Origin of the sequence: Kitasatospora sp. NPDC088346, assembly GCF_044740765.1 — a bacterium.
Taxonomy (GTDB): Bacteria; Actinomycetota; Actinomycetes; order Streptomycetales; family Streptomycetaceae; genus Kitasatospora.
Window position 1 is genome coordinate 41,930 of the sequence record NZ_JBIURH010000045.1, and the last position, 19,625, is coordinate 61,554.

Consider the following 19,625-nt stretch of genomic DNA (forward strand, 5'->3'; position numbering starts at 1 on the left):
CCATCATGCCCACTGTTCTGCGCACCCACCTCACCGCGCTGCGGATGCTGCTGGTGATGACCGTCATCCTCGGCCTCGCCTACCCGCTGCTTGTCACCGGCATCAGCCAGGTCGCCTTCGCCGACAAGGCCAACGGATCGATCGTCACCTCCGACGGCAAGGAGGTCGGCTCCAGTCTGCTCGGTCAGAACTACAACCTGCCGAAGCAGGACCCGAACAACGCGGACGAAGAGGCGAAGCCGGACCCGAAGTGGTTCCAGCCGCGCTTCTCCGCCGGTAGCTACGACCCGAAGGCCTCGGGTGCCTCCAACCTCGGCCCCAATGACGAGAAGCTGACCAAGGCGATCGAGGACCGCCGCGCCGCGATCGCCGCCTTCGACGGCGTCGACCCGGCAACCGTCCCGGTGGACGCGGTCACCGCCTCCGGCTCCGGCCTGGACCCGCACATCTCCGTCGCCTACGCGAAGGAGCAGGTGGCCAGGGTCGCCAAGGCACGCAACCTGTCCGCCGACACGCTGAACCAGCTGATCGACAAGTACACCGAGGGCCGCTCGCTCGGCTTCCTCGGCCAGGACGGCGTCAACGTTGTCCTTCTGAACAAGGCGATCAGCGAGCAGAAGTGATGCCGCAGACGACCGGCTGGTGACAGGCCGACCCGGGCGAGGGAAGTGGATCCCGCGCCCGGGTCGGCCTGCCACGCGTTCGGAACCACAGCCGGCGCCCGCCCAGCGGAACAACGGAATCCGCACAGATGCTGTCGTCGACAGCCCCCTCCCCGGCCGCTTTCGTACGGAAAGAGCAGCGCCCATGTCCCGTGACCTCACCCCCGGCACCACCACGCGCCGCGGGCAGTTGAGGGTCTACCTCGGTTCGGCCCCCGGCGTCGGAAAGACCTACCGGATGCTCGACGAGGCGCACAGACGGCTCGACCGGGGCGCGGACGTGGTCGTCGGATACATCGAGTGCCACAGCCGACGGCACACCGAGAACATGCTGCAGGGCCTGGAGACCGTGCCGCGCCTGACCCGCCGCTACCGCGACACCGATTTCCCGGAGATGGACCTGGACGCGGTCCTCGCCCGCCGGCCGCAGGTCGCCCTGGTGGACGAGCTCGCGCACACCAACATCCCCGGCGGGCGCAACGCCAAGCGCTGGCAGGACGTCGAGGAACTCCTCGCCGCCGGGATCGACGTCATCACCACCGTCAACGTCCAGCACCTGGAATCGCTCAACGACGTCGTCCGGAAGATCACCGGCATCCCGCAGCGCGAGACCGTCCCCGACGAAGTCGTGCGCCGCGCCGACCAGATCGAACTGGTCGACATGGCCCCCCAGGCCCTGCGCCGCCGGATGGCCCACGGCAACGTCTACAAGGCGGAGAAGGTGGACGCCGCGCTCTCCAACTACTTCCGGGTCGGCAACCTCACCGCCCTGCGCGAACTCGCCCTGCTCTGGGTCGCCGGCCGCGTCGACGAAGGCCTGCGCGACTACCGCGCCACCCACAACATCGACCGCGTCTGGGAGACCCGGGAACGCGTCGTGGTCGCCCTCACCGGCGGCCCCGAGGGCGAGACCCTGATCCGCCGCGCCGCCCGCATCGCCGACCGCACCGCCGGCGGCGAACTCCTCGCAGTCCACATCAGCCGCAGTGACGGGCTGGCGGGCGCCTCCCCGGGCGCCCTCGCCGAACAGCGGCAGCTGGTGGAGACCCTCGGCGGCAGCTACCACGTAGTGGTCGGCGACAACATCCCGACCGCCCTGCTGGCATTCGCCCGGGCGCACCACGCCACGCAGCTGGTGCTCGGCACCAGCCGCCGGGGCAGGATCAACCGGTTCCTCACCGGACCCGGCACCGGCCAGACCACAGTGGACGGCTCCGAGGACATCGACGTCCACATGGTCACCCACGAGTTCACCGGCCGCGGCCGGCTGCCCTCGCTCGGACGGCGCCACTCCCGGCGGCGCACGGTCGCGGGAATCCTCGCCGGCCTGGCCGTGCCCGCGGTGCTGACGGCGGTGCTCTCCCAGTTCCACACCCAGGTCAACCTGACCACGGACGCGCTGATCTTCCAACTGGGCGTCGTCGGAGTGGCACTGCTGGGCGGGGCGGCCTCCGCCCTGCTGGCGTCACTGGTCGCCTCGCTGCTGCTCAACTACTACTTCATCCCGCCGGTTCACACCTTCACCATCGGCGAACCCAACAACGCCATCGCGCTCGTGGTGTTCGCCGCCGTCGCGCTCACCGTCTCCACCGTGGTCGACCACGCCGCCCGGCTCACCCAACGGGCCGCCCGCGCGACCGCCGAGGCCGAGACACTCTCCACCCTGGCGGGCAGCGTGCTGCGCGGCGCGGACGCGCTGCCCGAACTGCTGGACAAGACCCGCACCGCCTTCGCCCTGGACTCGGTCGCCCTGCTCGACCGCGTGAGCGGTGAGGCAATGGGCCGCAGCGACGCGGGGGGTGACTCCGCCCCGGACCGCACGGTCACCGAACTACCGGTAGGGGCAGGCGCGCTGCTCGTCCTGGCCGGGCGCCGCCTGCCGGCCGCCGACCAGCGGGTGCTCACCGCCTTCGCCGCCCACATCGCCGCCGCCCTGGAACGCGACCGCCTCGCCACCGCCGCTGCCGAGATTGAGCCGATCAAGGCCGCCGACCGGATGCGCACCGCGCTCCTCGCGGCGGTCAGCCACGACCTGCGCACTCCGCTCGCCGTCGCCCTCGCCTCGGTCGGCTCTTTGCGCAGCCCCGACGTCGAGTTCTCGCCCGAGGACCAGGCCGAACTCCTCGCCACCGCGGACGAGTCCCTGGTCAAGCTCACCCGCCTGGTCGACAACCTGCTCGACATGAGCCGCCTGCAGGCCGGCGCCCTCATCCTGCACCTCGAACCCGTCCACCTGGACGAGGTGCTGCCCCGAGCCCTCGACTCCCTGCTCGACCGGTACGCACCGATCCAGCCGCTCGACCTCGACACTGCGCCGCCCGTGCTCGCCGATCCGCCCCTGCTGGAACGCGTGCTGGCCAACGTCATCACCAACGCGCTGCGGTACAACGCACCCGGCGCGCCTGTCCTGGTGGCCGCCAGCCATTACCTCGAACGGGTCGAGATCCGGGTGATCGACCGCGGCCCGGGGATCCCGCCCGAGGACCGTGACCGGGTCTTCCTGCCGTTCCAGCGCCTCGGCGACACCGACAACACCACCGGCGTCGGCCTCGGCCTCGCCCTCTCCCGCGGCCTCGCCGAGGCGATGGGCGGCTCCCTGGAGGTCGAGGACACCCCGGGCGGCGGCACGACGATGCTGCTCACCCTGCCCGCGGCCGAACTGTCCGACGCCGCCGCGAGCGTGGACGACCTGACGGTGGACAAGAACGGAGGGCCGGGGGAGTGACGCAGATTCTGGTCGTCGACGACGAACCGCAGATGCTGCGCGCGCTGAAGATCAACCTGCACGCCCGTCGCTATGCGGTGCTGACCGCAGCCACCGGGGCCGAAGCACTGGAAGTGGCCGGCCGTACGCCGCCGGATGTGGTGCTCCTCGATCTCGGCCTGCCCGACTTCGACGGCATGGACATCATCCGCGGGCTACGTGCCTGGAGCGCCGTGCCGATCATCGTCCTGTCCGGCCGTACCGACGCCCACGAGAAGGTGCAGGCCCTGGACGCGGGCGCCGACGACTACCTGACCAAGCCGTTCGTCATGGACGAACTCCTCGCCCGCCTGCGGGCCGTCATGCGCCGGCCCGCAGGGGAACCCGCCGTGCCGCAGTTCACGGTCGGCGAGCACACCATCGACCTCGCCGCCGCCGTCGTCACCGGCCCGGACGGCCCGGTGCGGCTCACCCCCACGGAGTGGAAGATCATGCGGCTGCTGCTGGCCAGCCCCGGCCGGCTGGTGCCAGGCAAGCAGATGCTGCGTGAGGTCTGGGGCCCGGACGCGGAGAGCCACGGCAATTATCTGCGGGTCTACCTGGCCGGCCTGCGGCGCAAGCTCGAGCCCGACCCCACCCGCCCCCGTCACCTGATCACCGAACCCGGCATCGGCTACCGCTTCGAACCATGACGGCCCGGCGACCCCGTCAACGTGCCGTCAAGACCCCTTCGCGCGGCGCAAAGGAAGCGTTAGGACGGCGGGGCTCCCCCTCGGTCCGGGCATAGCGTCAGCTGCGAGGAAAGCGGTTCCGACTTCGTGGGGGAAGAAGGACCGCTTCCACGCCGGTGGAGACCTTCACCGATCAACCATCGGCGGCCAGGTGAAAAGGGGAGGGGGACGCGCGCCATGACAGCGGGCACATCGGGCACAAGTGCCGTACCAGGAAAGACAGGAGGTTCGCCGGGGGTGGCGAACCGAGGTACGGCCGGCCCGATACCCGGGGCACGCGTCCCCCGCACCTGGGAAGCGGGGGGAGCGCAGGCACCGGTCCCGGACGCGAGCACCTCACCCTCACGCCCGGGGCCGGTGCGGCACCGTCCTCCCCAGCTCACCCGCGCCTGGTGGAACACCCCGCGGTTGGTCCGGGCCCTGACCGCACTCGTGCTCACCGCCGTGCTGGCCTTCGGCGCCACCACCGCCACCGTTCTGGCGGGTGCGAGGGACGGCACCGACACCATCGGCCACCGCTCGGGCCCGCAGGCCGCGCGGGCCGCCGACCTGTACTTCGCGCTCAACGACATGGACGCCCAGGCCGCCAACCTGCTGCTGCTCGGCGCCGACCCCGACTACACGGCGCTGCGGCGGCAGACTCTGGACACCTACGAGCAGCGCCGCGCGCAGGCCGACGCCGATCTGCAGCGCGCCGCCGAGGCCACCGCCGCAGACCCGGCCGGGCAGCGGGCCGTCCAGACCGTTCTCGGGGAACTCGGCCGCTACGAGGCACTGGTGGCGCGTTCCCAGCTCCTGGCGGAACAGTCCCACGATCCGGCCGGAAAGCCCTCGGCGGAGGCGCTGGAGGCGTACCGGCAGGCCACCGACCTGCTCCGGCAGCAGCTACTGCCCGCCGCCGACCAGGTCACCGCCGCCAACGTCGCCACCGTCGAGGCCACACACACGGAGCGGCGCGACGCCCTCGCCGACGGCCTGTGGTGGATCCTCGCCACCGGGCTGCTCGCCCTGGCCGCCCTCGCCGTGCTGCAGCGCACCCTCAGCCGTCGCTTCCGCCGTCTGCTCAATCTGCCGCTCGCCGCGACCACCCTGCTCGTGGCCGCCGGCCTGATCGGAGGCATGACGCTCGCCTCGCGCGCCGCGGACCAGCTGGCCGTCGCCAAGGCCAACGCCTACGACTCGGTCATCGCGCTCAGCCGGGCCCGCGCCGTCGCCTACGACATGAACGCCGACGAGAGCCGCTACCTCACCGACCCCGCCCGCGCCGCCGCGTACGAGCAGAGCTTCCTCGACAAGTCCCAGACGTTCGCGCGCCTCGACGGCGCCACGCTCACCACCTACGACGACCGGCTGGCCAAGGCGGCTGACCGGCACCGCGCCGACCGCACCCAGGTCCCGTTCGCCGGCTACCTCGGCACCGAACTCGGCAACATCACCTTCGGCGGCGAGCAGGACGCCGCCGAACGGGTCCTGACCGCCTACCAGCAGTACCAGCGGGACGACCGCGCCATGCGGGCCCTGCTACACCAGGGCCGGCTGAAAGACGCCGTCACCTTCAACACCGGCCTCGCCGCCGGCCAGTCCAACGCCGACTTCGCTGCCCTCACCGCGGCCCTCGACGACGTCCTCGCGATCAACCAGCACGCCTTCGAGCAGGCCGTCGCCGACACCGACGCCGACCTGGGCGCTACCACCGCGACCACCGGCGCACTCGTCATCGCCGCGGCGCTCGCCCTGACCGTGATCGGCGTCCGTCCCCGCCTGCGCGAGTACCGCTGACCCGGTCGCGACCACCGGCCCACAAACCTTCGCCCCAGTGCTTCCTCGTCGGACAGAAGATGCTCCTCCGGCAGAACCCGGGGCCGGGCCTGCGGAAGCGAGACCAACCACCCGCACGGCTACCGCGCCCAGCTGTGCCGCAGGCTCGAGAACGGCCCCTCCCACGCTCGGCTCTTCGACACCGAACCCGGGCCGGCTGCAGGTTCGAGCCGTAGCCGGCCCGGCGGATCACGCCGCGGCAATCCCTGTAGTGCGCCGTCCCGTCAGAGACCGCAAAGATCCCCCTGTGCGCCGCAAGGACCTCGTCAAGAACAGCCGACCGATGCCGGTTCCGGGGATCTGATGGTCCCAACACAGCATCGGAGGTTCGGGGAACATGGACATCCACGCGGAGGGCCGCGAGCCGCGGCCGACACGAGTCGTGGTCGGGATCAGCGGCTCGCTCGGCAGCCTGGCCGCACTGCACAGGGCCGTCGACGAAGCCCACCGGCGTGACGCCGAGGTCCTCGCCGTTCTCGCCTGGCAGCCGCCCGGCGGCGAGCACGGCTACCGCCGCTCCCCGTGCCCGCCCGTGCTCGCCGCCGTCCGAGCCGCCGCCGCAGACCGGTTGCGCACGGCCCTCGACAACGCCTTCGGCTCGGCCGGCCCGACCGTCCCACTTCACGCCGAACTCGTCCGCGCCGAGCCGGGCGCGGCGCTCGCCGCCCTGGCGGACCGGCCAGAGGACCTGCTCGTGGTCGGCGCGGGCAGCGGCAACTGGCTGCGCCGCGGTATGCGGCCCTCGGTCACTCGGTTCTGCGTTCGGCGTGCCAGCTGCCCGGTCCTGGTCGTGCCCCGTCCGGCGATGTTGCGCGAGCTCGACTGGCCGAGGCGACTGCTCCGCTCGTGGGACACCCACGAGGCCGGTGACGCACCGGGCGCAACGTGCACCCTCTGAAGCGGGCGCGATCGGGGGTCGTAAGTGATCTCCGTCCTCACAGGGGAGCGCTGCGGGAGCCACCGGCTGGACCACTACGTCGTCTCGGTTCCATCCTGCACGTGCCACGTGGTCGCTGGGCGCGGCACGGTGACGGCTCTCCCGCATGTGCGTCAGGGCAGCAGCCGCTGATCTCCGTAACGACGGCGCTCGCGCGCTGCGCTCCGCCCAAGCGGCAGTGACTCAGGCGCCACGTTTTGTCCCTCGGTTACGACTGTCCCAGCTTGGCTGTGACGCTCTGTACGAAGTCCGGTGGGAGCTCTTCGGGCATCGTCAGGGACACACGGACCTCAGCGGCGAGCGAGTTGCCGGTCAGCTCCGCCTCGGCGTAGCAGTCCGCCCGTGCGTCGCGCAGCGGCCCCAAGAGCCGGCGCATCTTTTCGGAGGTCTGCCGGCTCAGCTCGCCGACCACGCCGTCGCCGATGCGTACGACCACGATCGGAGTCACCGACCGGGGGCCGGCGCGGTCGACCAGATCCAGGCGGGCATAGGCGAACGCCCGCCCGGGGAAGTACGCCCTCTCCAGCAGGGGCACGAGGACATCCATGTGTTTGTCCTCTCCGGTCACCTGGAACCATCGGCCCGCAGGAACTACCAACTCACCCTCGGGTGCTCGGACGAGCGGCACGATGCTCCCCGGTTCGGCGAGGTCGAGCGAGACGCATGCCACGAGCTCCTGCTGCTCCCGGCGCCACCACAATCGTGCCGGGCACTGCGCCGACCGTCCCCAGCTCTCCACCTCTTTCAGCTCCTCCTGATACGCCGGCGCATCCGCGCGGGGAACGTAGCCGACGAGCTGCCCATCGAGGAGCACTCGGATGGCATCGCGGTCATGGGGGTTGCGTGGCTCGCGCCGCAGCTCGGCCATGAGTCGCTTCTCGCCGGCGGCTTCCGGACCGGCGATCTTCTCGAGCTGATCACTGTGGTGCGACTCGCCGGCCACGTCCTGGCGGAACCACCCCACCGTGTGCAGCAGCCAGGGTTCCCTGCCGACCCGTGCCGTAGATGACCTGGCGGGACCTGCCTGGACTCCTCCTGGCCGTCCGCCGGCACTGCTTTGGGCGGGGCGGCAGCGGGAGACGTGGTCGACTGCGTCCAGAAGCCGGCGGTGAAGGGAGACGAAGCTTGGTCGCTGCCTTCGCGTGAAGTGAAGCTGGTAGACGCCGCCACCGCAGGTGAAGACGTCGAGGTGGCCATCCGCCATCAGCCTCGGACTCTTGATCGTGACCGACGCAATCTCCGCCGCGGGCACGAGCAGGTCGTCAGTGCCGAACCGGTTTCGCTCGATGACGTTGTTGGCCCGGACATGCAGGTAGGAACCGTCGAATTCCACGCTGATCCCGTCTCCGTCCATACCTCCAAGCCCACACGAGGGAGATGCTGATCGCCACCAGTGGAGGTTGCAGAGGTCAGCTGCGGCGTGCGTGCTGCGCCCCCTCGACAGCGGTCCCCCGAATCCGCACCTCATGTTCTAAGGGGCGCCCGACCTGCTCGTGTGACCCACCGCCCACGCGTCTGCCTTCCTTCTGATGCCCGGGCTTCTCCAGTGGCCACCGGCCCGTTGCGGGCCCAGATTTCGCGGTCGGAAAGGGCCGGTCAGCGGCCGAGGGGGGCGTACATGATGACGGCGACGCCGGTCAGGCAGATCAGGGCGCCGATGACGTCGGCGCGGTCCGGCCGGTAGCCGTCCACGGCCATGCCCCAGGCGAGGGAACCGGCGACGAAGACGCCGCCGTACGCGGCGAGGATGCGTCCGAAATTGGCGTCGTCCTGCAGAGTGGCGACGAAGCCGTAGATACCGAGAGCGATGACACCGGCACCGATCCAGGCCCAGCCCTTGTGCTCGCGAACGCCCTGCCACACCAACCAGGCGCCACCGATCTCGAAGAAGGCGGCGGCGACGAACAATGCGACGGAGCGCAGGACGGCCATGGTCGGTGACCCTACCGGCGGGCGAGCCGGGTGATCTCCAGAGGGTCCTGGGCCTTCCGGCACCCGCACTCGCATCCGCCGGTGCCGCTGCCGCAGCCGTCTTCGGCATGGCGGCGGCCCAGCCATCAGGCGCGGCGGCGATCGCAGGGAGCCGGCGCTGCACCGGAGTATCAGTGCGAACGCCCCTTCCGGTCGTCAAGGATGCGCTAAGCCGGACGGACTACCTCGCCTGATCAGCCGATATTCAGAAAAGAGGCCGTAGTCTCGGGGGCATGGTGCACACGGGCCGCGGCCGACTGCGGATCTACTTGGGAGCGGCCCCCGGTGTCGGCAAGACGTACGCGATGCTGGCCGAGGCGCATCGCCGGGTGGGCCGCGGCGCCGATCTGGTGGTCGGCTTCGTGGAACACCACGATCGGCCTCGCACCGCCGAGCTGCTGGAAGGGCTGGAGAGCGTCCCACGCCGGACCATGACGCACCGCGGCGCCGAGTTCACCGAGATGGACCTGGATGCCGTACTGGCCCGCCGGCCTGCGGTGGCTCTGGTCGACGAGCTTGCGCACACCAACGTGCCGGGGTCACGTAACGCCAAGCGCTGGCAGGACGTGGAGGAGCTGCTGGCCGCCGGCATCGACGTGATCTCCACGGTCAACATCCAGCACCTGGAGTCGCTGGGCGACGTGGTGGAGACGATCACGGGCGTCCGCCAGCGCGAGACGGTACCGGACGAGGTGGTGCGCCGCGCCGACCAGATCGAACTGGTCGACATGTCGCCGCAGGCCCTGCGCCGCCGGCTCGCCCACGGCAACGTGTACGCCCCGGAGAAGATCGACGCGGCGCTCGCCAACTACTTCCGGCCCGGCAACCTCACCGCGCTGCGCGAGCTCGCCCTGCTGTGGACCGCCGACCGGGTCGACGAGTACCTCCAGCGCTACCGCGTCGAACAGGGCATCAAGGGCACCTGGCAGGCCCGCGAGCGGATCGTGGTCGGCCTGACCGGCGGCCCGGAGGGCGCAACCCTGATCCGCCGCGCCGCGCGGATCGCCGCCCGAACCTCCGGCGGCGAGCTGATGGCCGTGCACATCGCCCGCTCGGACGGGTCGGCGGGTAGCTCCCCGCGGTCGCTGATCGAGCAGCGGGCACTCCTGGAGAGCCTCGGCGGCTCGTTCCACACCGTACTCGGCGACGACCCGGCGGTCGGCCTGCTGGACTTCGCGCGGGGCGTCAACGCCACCCAGATCGTGATCGGGACCAGCCGCCGCAAGTTCTGGCAGTACCTGTACGGCCCGGGCGTCGGCTACACCGTCACCCGCGACTCGGGCGACATCGACGTCCACATGGTCACCCACGAGCACGCGGCCCGCGGACTCGGCCGGGTTCCCGTCCGCCGGGTCACCGACCTGGGGCGGACCCGGACAGTGGCCGGCTGGTTGATCGGCGTGCTCGGGCCGGTGCTGCTCGCCCTGGTGCTCACTCACTTCCGCGGCGTCGGTCTGCCCACCGACATGCTGCTGTTCCTGTCGCTGACCGTGGGCGCGGCGCTGGTCGGCGGACTGTTCCCGGCGATCGCCTCCGCCCTGGTCGGCTCCACGGTGCTCAACTATTACTTCGCGCCCCCGATCCACACCTTCACCATCTCCGAGCCGCAGAACATCCTCGCGGTGGCCATCTTCACGGCGGTCGGCATCGCGGTCGCCACCGTGGTGGACGTGGCCGCTCGCCGCAGCCACCAGGCCGCCCGCAGCCAGGCCGAGGCACAGGCCCTCAGCGTGCTCGCCGGTACGATGCTACGCGGCGCGCCCAGCGGCGAGGGGCTCCTCGCCGCCCTGCTCGACCAGGTCCGGGAGACCTTCCACGTGGAATCGGCGGTGCTGCTGGAACGGCGGCACGAGTTCGACCCCTGGCATCCGCTGGCGGTCAGCGGCCCGCACCCGCCGGAGCACCCGGAGGACGGCCAGGTCGCCGTCCCGGCCGGCACCACCCTCTCGCTGGTGCTGGCCGGCCGGATGCTGCCCGCCGCAGACCGGCGGCTGCTCGGAGCGTTCGCCGCCCAGGCGGCCGTTCTGGCCGAGCGCGAGCGCCTCGCCACCGAAGCGGCCGCCGCCCGGCGGGAAGCGGAGGGCAACCGGATCCGCACCGCCCTGCTGGCCGCCGTCTCGCACGACCTGCGCACCCCGCTGGCCGGCATCAAAGCCGCCGTCACCTCACTGCGCGCGGTCGACGTGGAGTGGGACGAGGAGGACGAGGCCGAGCTGCTGGCCGGCATCGAGACCGGCGCCGACCGCCTCGACCACCTGATCAACAACCTGCTGGACATGAGCCGCCTGCAGACCGGCACCGTCACCCCGCTGATCCGGCCCACCGACCTGGACGAGGTCGTCCCGTACGCGCTCGGCGGGGTGCCGGCCGCGGCGGTGCGGGTGGACGTGCCCGAGAGCCTGCCGATGATCCACGCCGACGCCGGACTGCTAGAGCGCTCGCTCGCCAACCTGATCGAGAACGCCGTGAAGTACACCCCGGACGGGGTGCCGGTGCTGATCAAGGCCGACGCTCTGCTGCGGCCGGGCGAGCCGCCCAGGGTGGAGCTGCGGATCGTCGACCGCGGTCCGGGCGTCCCCGAGGAGGCCCGGGAGCGGATCTTCGCCCCGTTCCAGCGGCACGGCGACGCCCCGCGCGGTGCCGGTGTGGGCCTGGGCCTCGCAGTGGCCCGCGGCTTCGCCGAGGCGATGGAGGGCACCGTCACCGCCGAGGACACCCCCGGCGGAGGCCTGACCATGGTGGTCTCGCTTCCCGCCGTCGACCTGCCCGACGTCGGCGACTCCGACGGGCAGCCGAACGGCCCCGACCGCCGCCATACCGACCGCGACCTGAACGACCCTGACTGGAACGACCCTGACCGAAAGGCGGAGCCTGCATGACCCGGGTCCTCGTCGTGGACGACGAACCACAGATCGTCCGCGCCTTGGTGATCAACCTCAAGGCCCGCAAGTACGAGGTGGACTCCGCCCACGACGGCGCGAGCGCCCTGGAGCTGGCCGCGGCCCGCCACCCCGACGTGGTCGTGCTCGACCTCGGCCTGCCCGACATGGATGGAGTCGAGGTGATCAAGGGCCTGCGGGGCTGGACCCGCGTCCCGATCATCGTGCTGTCCGCCCGGCACGCCTCCGACGAGAAGGTCGAGGCCCTCGACGCAGGCGCCGACGACTACGTCACCAAGCCCTTCGGCATGGACGAACTCCTGGCCCGGATGCGCGCCGCCGTCCGCCGGGCCGAGCCGGTGGCCGGCGAGGACGGCTCCCAGGTCACCACCGCGACCTTCACCGTCGACCTGGCCGCCAAGAAGGTCAACCGGGACGGCACCGACGTCCGCCTCACCCCCACCGAGTGGCACCTGCTGGAGGTCCTCGTCCGCAACGCCGGGAAGCTGGTCGGCCAGACCCAGCTGCTCCAGGAGGTCTGGGGCCCGGCCTACCGCAAGGAGACCAACTACCTGCGGGTCTACCTCGCGCAACTGCGCCGCAAGCTGGAGGCCGACCCCTCGCACCCGCGCCACTTCATCACCGAGCCCGGCATGGGCTACCGGTTCGAACCGTAACGGACTGGGAAGATCGCCAGACAGGCAGCAAGGGCCTGTGGCTGTTCGGGGCTCACGCCGCCATGAGGCGGCGCGTGGCCGTGGCGTGGGCGTACCCGGTCAGGCGTGGGTGCCGGCGACGTCGCGTACGGCCTTGGCGGCGGTCGCGAAGTCCTTCTTCAGGATCATGTCGTGGTTGCTCGCGACCTTCGCGCTGATCTTGATGTTCGGGTTCCGTTCGGTCACAGCCTGGAGGCTCGCGCGGATCCGCTCCTGCTCGTCGCCCTTGCTGCCGAGGGACGACCCCGACGCGACCACATACCGAGCCGGCACCGTGATGGCGTCGAGAACCGGGCCCATCGCGCTCTCGCGGGCGATCCTGCCGAGTTCGATGTTGCACTCGGCCATCTCGTCGACCGTCATCCGCGGGGTCAGGCCGGTCGCGCATCAGCGCCATCAGCGGGCGGAACCGCCTGAACTGCCTGCGGATCCGCTGCTCCATGGCGTCGTCCAGCCAGTCGTACGGCTGGGCGCCCTCGACCATGGCGGCGCCCAGCGCCCGTTCCGGGTTGCGGCTGGCCCAGTGCGCCGCGACGAACGCCCCGTAGGACCAGCCAGCCACCACCGCCCGGTCCACTTTCCGGGCGGCGAGCACCGCGTCGACGTCCGTGACCATGGTCTGGAAGGAGTAGTCCGCCGAGCGCCCCGACTTCTTGCCGCGGGCCCGCATGTCGTAGGTGATGTGCCGCCAGCCCGGGCCCAGTTCGGCGATGGTGTGCCGCCAGTAGCCCTGGGTGGCGAACTGGCCGTTGAGGTAGATCACCGGGGTACCGGCGCCGCCGGTGTCCGTGACGGCCAGGGTCGTGTCGTCCACCGGCGCCATGCCGGTCCACTGCGTGTTCGTCATGACGTCCTCCTGCTCGGGATGGCTGTCGCGTCGTCAGGCTGCGTCGAGGGCAGAGGTGATCTTGCGGGTGATGTCGGCCAGGACCGGGCCGGGATCGCCCTTGAGGCCCCGGGTGGCCGCATCGAGGGCGACCAGGACGGTGCTGCGGAAGTTCTCGGCCTCGGCCTGGTCCAGTCGCTTGAGCAGGACCATCGCTGCGGTCAGGGCCGGCAGCACCTGGTCCGCACCGGGGTCGTCGCAGGTCTCGCTGAGGTGGACCTTGTAACCGTCCCAGCCGGACCCGCGCTTCATGGCATAGCGGGAATCGACGTCATAGGGGGAGGTGATCCTGGCTCTGCTGGGCGGGCAATCGCCTTTCCCCCGCCAGGCCACCTCCTGGACTCCGCCGGTCACCGTGCGGCTGAACTGCTGCATCCCCCGAGTTCGACAGTTGGTGGGCATACGGCGGGGGCGAATTCGCGGCGTGACCTGCGGCGATGGGCGTGAGGCGGCCTCGGGGCCGTTTGCCCACGGCTCCGTAGTGCGTTTCCCCAGTTCAGGGGCTATTCGGAGGTCTTGAGGGCGCTCATCTTTGGGGGAAGGGACACGCTGCAGTCTTTGAAGAGTTTGGTCTGGGTGTCGGTGAGGCGGGTGGTCTGCTGGAGGCTGCCGGCCGGGCCGGTGAGGGTGACCTGGTGGATGCGGCCGAGTTCGGCGGCGATCTTGGGCCAGGTCTGCTCGGTGCGGCGTTCGGCGACGCGGATCAGCAGCAGGGCAAGCCAGCACAGCAGCACGTGGGCCCGTATCCGCTCGTCGAGGCGGTGGTAGACGGGTCGCAGGTCCAGGGTCGACTTCATCGTGCGGAAGGCACGTTCGGCTTCCAGCAAGTTCTTGTAGCCGAGCGCGACGTCCTCGGCGGACAGGTCCGGGTCACTGGTGGCCAGCAGGTACTTGCCGTCGAGGCGGGCCTCGGCGGTGATCTTGGCGGTGTTGATGGACAGGCGTCCAGTGACGGGGCGCTGTTTGAGCCAGCGGCCGAGGGAGGGATGGTCGCGCAGGGCGCATTCGGCCTTGCGGTGGGGCGCGTCCGAGGGGGCGGCGGGTCGGGTGCCGGTCTTGGCGGCCTTGGTCTTCGCCTTCTTGGCGTCCGCGGCTCGTGCGGTCTTGATGCGCGCCAGTTCGTCGCGGATGGCGGTGAGTTGGTCTTCGCGTCGGGCGTGGTCGCGTTCGGCTTCGGCGGGGTTGTGGCAGATGATCCAGCGTCGGCCGTCGTCGCCGTCGAGGCGGACTTCCTTGACGCGCAGGTTGTCGCGGACCTGTTGGTAGCGGCCCTGCCGCGCGAGTGCCTGGTCGGCCTTCTTGGAGCCTTCGCGCATCTTGACGCCGGTGATGTAGTGGCCGCCGGCCCGGCGCAGGTAGGTCTGGTTGGCCTCGGAGGAGAATCCGGAGTCGGCGACGGTGACCACCCGGCCGAGCCGCCAGTCGCGCAGGCCGTCCTTGACCTCGGTGATGACGGTCTGGTCGTTGGTGCCACCGGGCCAGGTCCAGCAGCGGACGGGGATGCCCTCGCGGGTGACGGCCAGTGCGATGACGATCTGCGGCAGGTCCTTGCGGTGGTCCTTGGAGTGCCCGTACTGGCGCAGGCTGCTGCCCTCGCCGTCGGGGTCGTCGGCTTCGTCGCGTTCGAAGTATGTGCTGGTGGTGTCGAAAAAGACCAGGTCGACTTCGAGGTTGAGCAGGTGGGCGGCGGAGAAGAACACGGCCTCCTGCACGGCGCCCTGGGTGTCGGCCTCGACCAGCAGGTCCATGGCCCGGTAGGCGTGTTGTTCGGTGAGCGCGTCCAGGCCGGGGATCACCTGGTCCCGGGTGACCCACTCGGCGGCGGCGAGCTTGGATGAGGGCGCGATGGCCCGGTTGGCGACCAGCGCGAAAATCGTGCGCTCGATGTCCGTGCGGAACCGGCGCCCGTCGATGCGGGATGCCAGCGCGGTGTCGATGCCCAGTAGGTTCCACAGCCCGTTGAGCAGCCAGCCCGCCCCGAGCGGGCGGGAGGATTCCACGGTCAGCGGGCCGGCCTCAGCTCCCAGCGGGGCGGCGACGTCGTCCTCCTCACCGAGGTAGCGGTTGATCGAGGCGACCAGGCGGCGCAGCCCTCGACGTCCAGGCGGTCCTCGCGGCCGAAGTTGACCAGCACCTCCGCCTGGGTCGTGCCGTCCTTGCGCCGGTTGTGGGCGAGCTGGAGGTAGTGCACCACCGACCCGTCCTTGTTCCGCCGCTGGATCTTCCGCAAGTACATGCCCGCATCATCAGGCAACAGCCCAGATCAGAGCAATACTTTCGTTAATTCGTTTGCCCACGCCTTCGAGCGGCTTCGGATCGACACCCCGCCTCTCACCTGCACGGATCCGTCGCCAACCCGCCCCGCATGCCCACCAACTGTCGAACTCGGGGACATCGACGTACAGTTCCGCGTCCTCGGGGTGCCGGGCCGCCAGGCTGACGAGCGACGAGGCCGCGTCACGATCGCCGGCCTTGACTGCCGGCAGGAGGGCTTCGGCGCGAACGATGGCCGGCTCCGGTGGGGCCTCGGTCTCGTGGGCGATGTCGGCCAAGAGCTCGGCGACGTTCTGCTGCCGGTGAGCCGGGTTCAGCTGGGTAGCGGACTTCACGACACCCCGCCACGGCCCGGCCGCGGGAACCAGGGGGATGTTGGGACTCGGCTCCTCTCCGGTGAGGACCCACCCGATGAGCTGCCCAAGACTGAAAACATCCGCAGGAGGGCCGGCTTGGTGAGCATCGACGGACAGCTCGGGTGGGGCGAACCCCTCGCTGCCGTAGGGCTGGCCGACGCGGGTTCGGTCCGCATTGGTGGTCTGGCCCCGCGGCCGGCGCCCCAGCCCCCAGTCAGCGAGGGTCCACCGGCCGTCCAAGTAGAGGATGTTCGCCGGCTTGATGTCGCGGTGAATCCACCCGTGGGAGTGCGCTTCCGCCAGGGCCGCGCACACGTCCCGCAGCAAGGTTCGCAGGGCCTCGTCCTTCTTGAGGTCTGCGCGGCGGTCGACGGCGGCGGCTTCGGCCCAGGGCATGACGAACCAACTGTGGTCCGCGGCATGGTCGAGGACCGGCATGGCGTTCGGGTGCCCGGTGAGCATCCTGCCGATCTCGATCTCCCGCTACATGCGCGCCTGGGCGGAGGGCAGTTGGGAGTTCAGCTTCTTGAAGGCGACCGGGATTCCGGTCGCCTTGTGCAGGGCGCGGTGCACATTGCCTTGGCCGCCTTGGACTTTGTCCGCCTCGAGGGCGTAGTGCCTACGGTTGCCCGCCGCGACAGCCATGATCAAGTCGTAGCGGGCCATCAGTCTCCTTCGGCTGTCGAATGGGGCTCCATCGCACCTGCCAAGATAGTCCAGCCGCCGTGGAGGTCATGAGGAGCGGTTCGCCGGCCGCTGGGCCTCTGTCTCTCACGTGTACAGCCGCCACTCCCCGGCTGGCGGTTCCGGTCGTGGTGAGCCCGATACGTCGCTGCCTCCCTAGCCTGCCTGCCGTCCCTTGCCGATCTCCGCTGGGGCCGCTGAGCGGTATCGCCCCGGTGCCGCATCAGGACTCTTCAGCTCATGCCGGCGAACAGGAACGGATCAGGAAACGCCCGCCCGCCGACTACAACGCCCTGGCTGCGGTCGGGCGTGGCCCTCCAAAGACTCCGATGTCTCACAGCATTCCGAGATGACCGGATCAGGACGGTGGCCGCCTCACCCCCTTGCCCGACAGCACGCGCTCGGTCACTCTCTGCGCATGGTCAACAGGTGTCGTGCCATGAAGAAGGACAGAACCCTCTGCAGGAACCGGGTGAAGGAGGCCGGGCTCCGCTGCCACCAGCACCAAGGACTCCCGGGCGGACCGCGTCCGCTCGGGCCGGCGCCCCGGCGCACCTCCCGCTCCTCTTCGGCGCAGCCGACAGCGTCAAGGCCCCGCCGCTCCAGCCTGTCCTCGATCCGCGGCGCCGCACCGAGCGCCCGCTCCGCACCAGGCCCCAGGAGGCCGGCCATCCCCGCCCAGCGCAGCGGGACGCGCCCAGGAACCCGGGTGCTGCGGGTCGTGAGCCCGGCCGAGATGACCAGTGCAGCACAGGCCTGCGCCGACGTCGTCTTCAGGGGCGGCGACGACGTCATCACCTCTCAGCTTGACTCTGTCGGTGATCTTGGTGATTGAGGTCAGGTTCCGAGGGTTCGCCAGGACTTCGACCGCGGGATTCCGTGCTGGTCCAGGTAGGTCTGGAAGGCGGTCGGTGGTCTCGGCGTGGGGGTTTCCTCGGTCTCCGGCCGGGCGCTGAGTCGTTCGATGTTCACCGCGATGGCGGTGAGGACGTGCTGCAGGTGTGCCTTGGGCCGGCCTCGGTAGCGGCAGTGGCGCATGCCGTGTCCGTGGGCGAACTCGTTGACGGTGCCCTCGATGCCGGAGCGGACCGCGTAACGGGCCTTCCACTCGGGGGTCTGCTGCTCGGCGCGGACGCGGGCCTGCAGCTCGTGGAGTTCTCGAGGTGGGAAGCCGACGTTGCGGGCGGGGGCTTTGGTGCATCGCGGCCTGTCCGGGCAGGGCTGGCATTGGCCGTGGGTGAACCGGGCGACGATCAGGGGTGCGGCGGCGAGTTCGGAGGTGGGGTAGGGGCCGTGCCAGCCAGCGCTGACCTGGCCGTTGGGGCAGGTGACCTGGCGGCGGTCGAAGTCGATGCGGAAATCGTCGCGGCCGAAGCCCTCACCAAGGCGGTGCTGGCGGGTCGGGTTGGCCTTGATCGGGCCACTGACGGTGACCTGGTGTTCACGGGCGGCCCGCTCCAGGTGGGGCAGGGAGGTGTAGCCGCCGTCGACCAGGTGCTCGGCGGGCAGCAACCCCCGGCGCGCCAGACGCGCGTGGAGACCGGGCAGGACATGGGCGTCGTGAGTCGCCGCCGAGGTGGTGGCCACGTCCGTGATCACGTTGACGCTGTCAGGCTCGCACGTCTCCGTCAGGTGGGCGGCGAACCCCTTCCAGGCGATGATGTGGCCGTGGCGGACGTAGCGGGCCGTGGTGTCGTAGGGCGAGACGACCGCCAGGGCGGAGGGCGGCAGGCCGCCGTCCTCGCCGGTGCGCCACCGTAGGCGGCCCGCCGCGTCGCGGTAGTAGTTCTGCACGACAACCTGCCGCAGGGCCTCGGCCTGCGGGCCCGGCCCATGCTGTTGCAGGCGTTCCAGCAGGCGGCAGGCGTCCTCGCCGGCAGCGAGGATCCGGGTCTTGGGGCGGGTCGGGTTCTTGCCCAGCCGGACCGGCCTGCCGTAGCGGCGCCCCCATTCCTCGTCGACCAGGCCGGCCAGCAGGTGCCCGGCCGTGCGGGCGGTCTCTTCCAGCGCGGCGCGGACCGACTCGGTGACCAGCTCCAGCCGGGTCAGGTCACGCACCGCGGCCAGGACGTGGGTCGAGTCGGTGCGTTGGCTGGTGCGCGCGCGCACGAGCCCGGCGTCCTTCAATCGGGCCAGTGCCAGGTCCAGGAGCCGGTCCGCGCGGTCGTCTTCGAGAAGGCGGTCCCTGAACTCGGACAACACGCTGTGGTGGAAGCCGGGATCATCCAGTTCCAGGCAGAGGGCGTATTTGAAGTCGATGCGGCACCGCACGGCCTCCGCCGCGTCGCGGTCCGGCAGGCCCAGCAAGAACTGCAGCACACTCACTGTGGCCAGCTGAGCCGGTGACAGCCCGGGGTGCCCGTCGCGCGGGTACCAGCTGGCGAAGTCCTCGTCATGCCACAGGCCGTCCAGGCGATCCCGAACCCACATCGCCGTCGTCCCGTTCGGGTTGCTCGCCCGCGCAACCCGAGCAGTCAGAGCGGGGACCTGATTACCGGAACGGGGACGGACAGACAACATGCACCTCGCCAGGGTCGGCCTGCATCACCGACACGAGGCTGCCCACTTACCACGCTAGTCAGCCCACTCCCACCAAGATCACCGACAGAGTCAAGCTGAGGTCGGTGAGGTCTCCGGACATCAGTCCTCCTGCGCGGCGGCCGAGAACAGGTCGTCGGGTTGCTGGTCCGTGGTGCTTTCGGGCAGGTCGTCGGCGGGCCGGCGGGGAGCGCCGACGTGGATGCGTGCCGTCTGGGGCGTCCCGCGGCCGGTCCAGATGCTGGGGATGGTGTAGCGCATAGTGTTGCTCTTTTGGTGGATGCGGTGGATTCCGACTGCGCCGGTCTCGGGAACGAGGAGAGGCTGCATCGCGGGGAGCGTGACGAGTGCGTCGAAGTCCCAGGTGCGCAGGACCTGCGTTCCGCGTAATTCAGCGGCCTAGAGTCACGAATTTGGGGTCTGACCTGCGCGGACATGGGTGAGGGCGCCTGAGAGTCGTTTCTCTAGG

At 70.7% G+C, this 19,625-nt stretch carries 17 protein-coding genes; 7 read left to right on the forward strand and 10 right to left on the reverse strand.

The annotated features are described in order from the left end of the window. Positions 1 to 5 precede the first annotated feature (5 nt). The 5 genes from kdpC (at position 6) to ACIOFR_RS34200 (ending at position 6,813) form a co-directional block, all read left to right on the forward strand. The gene (gene kdpC, locus ACIOFR_RS34180; protein WP_401003375.1) at positions 6 to 623 is read left to right on the forward strand and encodes a potassium-transporting ATPase subunit KdpC; all 618 of its coding nucleotides are present in this window, start codon (positions 6 to 8) and stop codon (positions 621 to 623) included. Between the two features lie 184 nt (positions 624 to 807). Continuing rightward, on the forward strand, positions 808 to 3,387 hold the full coding sequence (locus ACIOFR_RS34185) for an ATP-binding protein (protein ID WP_401003377.1): 2,580 nt from the start codon (positions 808 to 810) through the stop codon (positions 3,385 to 3,387). Further along, the gene (locus ACIOFR_RS34190) at positions 3,384 to 4,058 is read left to right on the forward strand and encodes a response regulator (protein ID WP_401003379.1); all 675 of its coding nucleotides are present in this window, start codon (positions 3,384 to 3,386) and stop codon (positions 4,056 to 4,058) included. The genes ACIOFR_RS34185 and ACIOFR_RS34190 overlap by 4 nt, the downstream gene beginning before the upstream one ends. A 396-nt stretch (positions 4,059 to 4,454) precedes the next feature. Next, complete coding sequence (locus ACIOFR_RS34195) at positions 4,455 to 5,876, forward strand: hypothetical protein (RefSeq protein ID WP_401003381.1); 1,422 nt, start codon at positions 4,455 to 4,457, stop codon at positions 5,874 to 5,876. A 376-nt stretch (positions 5,877 to 6,252) separates the two neighbouring features. Next, complete coding sequence (locus ACIOFR_RS34200; RefSeq protein WP_401003383.1) at positions 6,253 to 6,813, forward strand: universal stress protein; 561 nt, start codon at positions 6,253 to 6,255, stop codon at positions 6,811 to 6,813. Between the two features lie 247 nt (positions 6,814 to 7,060). Here ACIOFR_RS34200 and ACIOFR_RS34205 read toward each other — a convergent pair whose 3' ends face one another. Together ACIOFR_RS34205 and ACIOFR_RS34210 are read right to left on the reverse strand one after the other, a co-directional pair. Further along, entirely contained in the window at positions 7,061 to 8,185 is a 1,125-nt protein-coding gene (locus tag ACIOFR_RS34205) for an HIRAN domain-containing protein (protein WP_401003385.1), read from the reverse strand. A gap of 263 nt (positions 8,186 to 8,448) precedes the next feature. Beyond that, on the reverse strand, positions 8,449 to 8,784 hold the full coding sequence (locus tag ACIOFR_RS34210) for a YnfA family protein (protein WP_401003387.1): 336 nt from the start codon (positions 8,782 to 8,784) through the stop codon (positions 8,449 to 8,451). A gap of 272 nt (positions 8,785 to 9,056) precedes the next feature. On the opposite strand from ACIOFR_RS34210, the gene ACIOFR_RS34215 reads away from it, so the two are divergent. Both ACIOFR_RS34215 and ACIOFR_RS34220 read left to right on the forward strand, forming a co-directional pair. Beyond that, a complete protein-coding gene (locus ACIOFR_RS34215; protein ID WP_401003389.1) occupies positions 9,057 to 11,702 on the forward strand; it encodes an ATP-binding protein in 2,646 nt (881 codons plus the stop codon). Further along, complete coding sequence (locus tag ACIOFR_RS34220) at positions 11,699 to 12,379, forward strand: response regulator (protein ID WP_401003391.1); 681 nt, start codon at positions 11,699 to 11,701, stop codon at positions 12,377 to 12,379. The genes ACIOFR_RS34215 and ACIOFR_RS34220 overlap by 4 nt, the downstream gene beginning before the upstream one ends. 52 nt (positions 12,380 to 12,431) lie before the next feature. Here the strand turns inward: ACIOFR_RS34220 and ACIOFR_RS34225 are convergent, their stop codons facing one another. The 8 genes from ACIOFR_RS34225 to ACIOFR_RS34260 form a co-directional block, all read right to left on the reverse strand. Next, positions 12,432 to 13,265, reverse strand: coding sequence for an alpha/beta fold hydrolase (locus ACIOFR_RS34225; RefSeq protein WP_401003393.1), 834 nt, complete (start codon positions 13,263 to 13,265; stop codon positions 12,432 to 12,434). 33 nt (positions 13,266 to 13,298) lie between these two features. Then, positions 13,299 to 13,556, reverse strand: coding sequence for a hypothetical protein (locus tag ACIOFR_RS34230; RefSeq protein WP_401003395.1), 258 nt, complete (start codon positions 13,554 to 13,556; stop codon positions 13,299 to 13,301). 251 nt (positions 13,557 to 13,807) lie between these two features. Further along, positions 13,808 to 15,304, reverse strand: coding sequence for an IS1634 family transposase (locus ACIOFR_RS34235; RefSeq protein WP_401003397.1), 1,497 nt, complete (start codon positions 15,302 to 15,304; stop codon positions 13,808 to 13,810). A gap of 2 nt (positions 15,305 to 15,306) precedes the next feature. Next, on the reverse strand, positions 15,307 to 15,540 hold the full coding sequence (locus ACIOFR_RS34240) for a hypothetical protein (protein WP_401003399.1): 234 nt from the start codon (positions 15,538 to 15,540) through the stop codon (positions 15,307 to 15,309). Between the two features lie 10 nt (positions 15,541 to 15,550). Beyond that, positions 15,551 to 16,411 (reverse strand): protein kinase, encoded by an 861-nt coding sequence (locus tag ACIOFR_RS34245; protein ID WP_401003409.1) that lies wholly within the window; start codon positions 16,409 to 16,411, stop codon positions 15,551 to 15,553. Between the two features lie 6 nt (positions 16,412 to 16,417). After that, entirely contained in the window at positions 16,418 to 16,600 is a 183-nt protein-coding gene (locus tag ACIOFR_RS34250) for a hypothetical protein (RefSeq protein ID WP_401003401.1), read from the reverse strand. Positions 16,601 to 17,455: 855 nt separating this feature from the next. Continuing rightward, positions 17,456 to 19,138 carry an IS1182 family transposase gene (locus ACIOFR_RS34255; protein WP_401003403.1) on the reverse strand — a complete coding sequence of 561 codons (1,683 nt, stop codon included), beginning with the start codon at positions 19,136 to 19,138 and terminating at the stop codon, positions 17,456 to 17,458. Between the two features lie 120 nt (positions 19,139 to 19,258). Next, a complete protein-coding gene (locus tag ACIOFR_RS34260) occupies positions 19,259 to 19,417 on the reverse strand; it encodes a hypothetical protein (RefSeq protein WP_401003405.1) in 159 nt (52 codons plus the stop codon). Positions 19,418 to 19,625: the final 208 nt, after the last annotated feature.

What these genes read in the sequence shown, in the direction of transcription:
- kdpC (WP_401003375.1), top strand. Translation starts at nt 6, where the DNA reads ATGCCCACTGTTCTGCGCACCCACCTCACCGCGCTGCGGATGCTGCTG.
- ACIOFR_RS34185 (WP_401003377.1), top strand. Translation starts at nt 808, where the DNA reads ATGTCCCGTGACCTCACCCCCGGCACCACCACGCGCCGCGGGCAGTTG.
- ACIOFR_RS34200 (WP_401003383.1), top strand. Translation starts at nt 6,253, where the DNA reads ATGGACATCCACGCGGAGGGCCGCGAGCCGCGGCCGACACGAGTCGTG.
- ACIOFR_RS34210 (WP_401003387.1), bottom strand. Translation starts at nt 8,784, where the DNA reads ATGGCCGTCCTGCGCTCCGTCGCATTGTTCGTCGCCGCCGCCTTCTTC.
- ACIOFR_RS34215 (WP_401003389.1), top strand. Translation starts at nt 9,057, where the DNA reads ATGGTGCACACGGGCCGCGGCCGACTGCGGATCTACTTGGGAGCGGCC.
- ACIOFR_RS34220 (WP_401003391.1), top strand. Translation starts at nt 11,699, where the DNA reads ATGACCCGGGTCCTCGTCGTGGACGACGAACCACAGATCGTCCGCGCC.
- ACIOFR_RS34225 (WP_401003393.1), bottom strand. Translation starts at nt 13,265, where the DNA reads ATGACGAACACGCAGTGGACCGGCATGGCGCCGGTGGACGACACGACC.
- ACIOFR_RS34230 (WP_401003395.1), bottom strand. Translation starts at nt 13,556, where the DNA reads ATGAAGCGCGGGTCCGGCTGGGACGGTTACAAGGTCCACCTCAGCGAG.
- ACIOFR_RS34240 (WP_401003399.1), bottom strand. Translation starts at nt 15,540, where the DNA reads ATGTACTTGCGGAAGATCCAGCGGCGGAACAAGGACGGGTCGGTGGTG.
- ACIOFR_RS34250 (WP_401003401.1), bottom strand. Translation starts at nt 16,600, where the DNA reads ATGGCCCGCTACGACTTGATCATGGCTGTCGCGGCGGGCAACCGTAGG.
- ACIOFR_RS34255 (WP_401003403.1), bottom strand. Translation starts at nt 19,138, where the DNA reads ATGTTGTCTGTCCGTCCCCGTTCCGGTAATCAGGTCCCCGCTCTGACT.
- ACIOFR_RS34260 (WP_401003405.1), bottom strand. Translation starts at nt 19,417, where the DNA reads ATGCGCTACACCATCCCCAGCATCTGGACCGGCCGCGGGACGCCCCAG.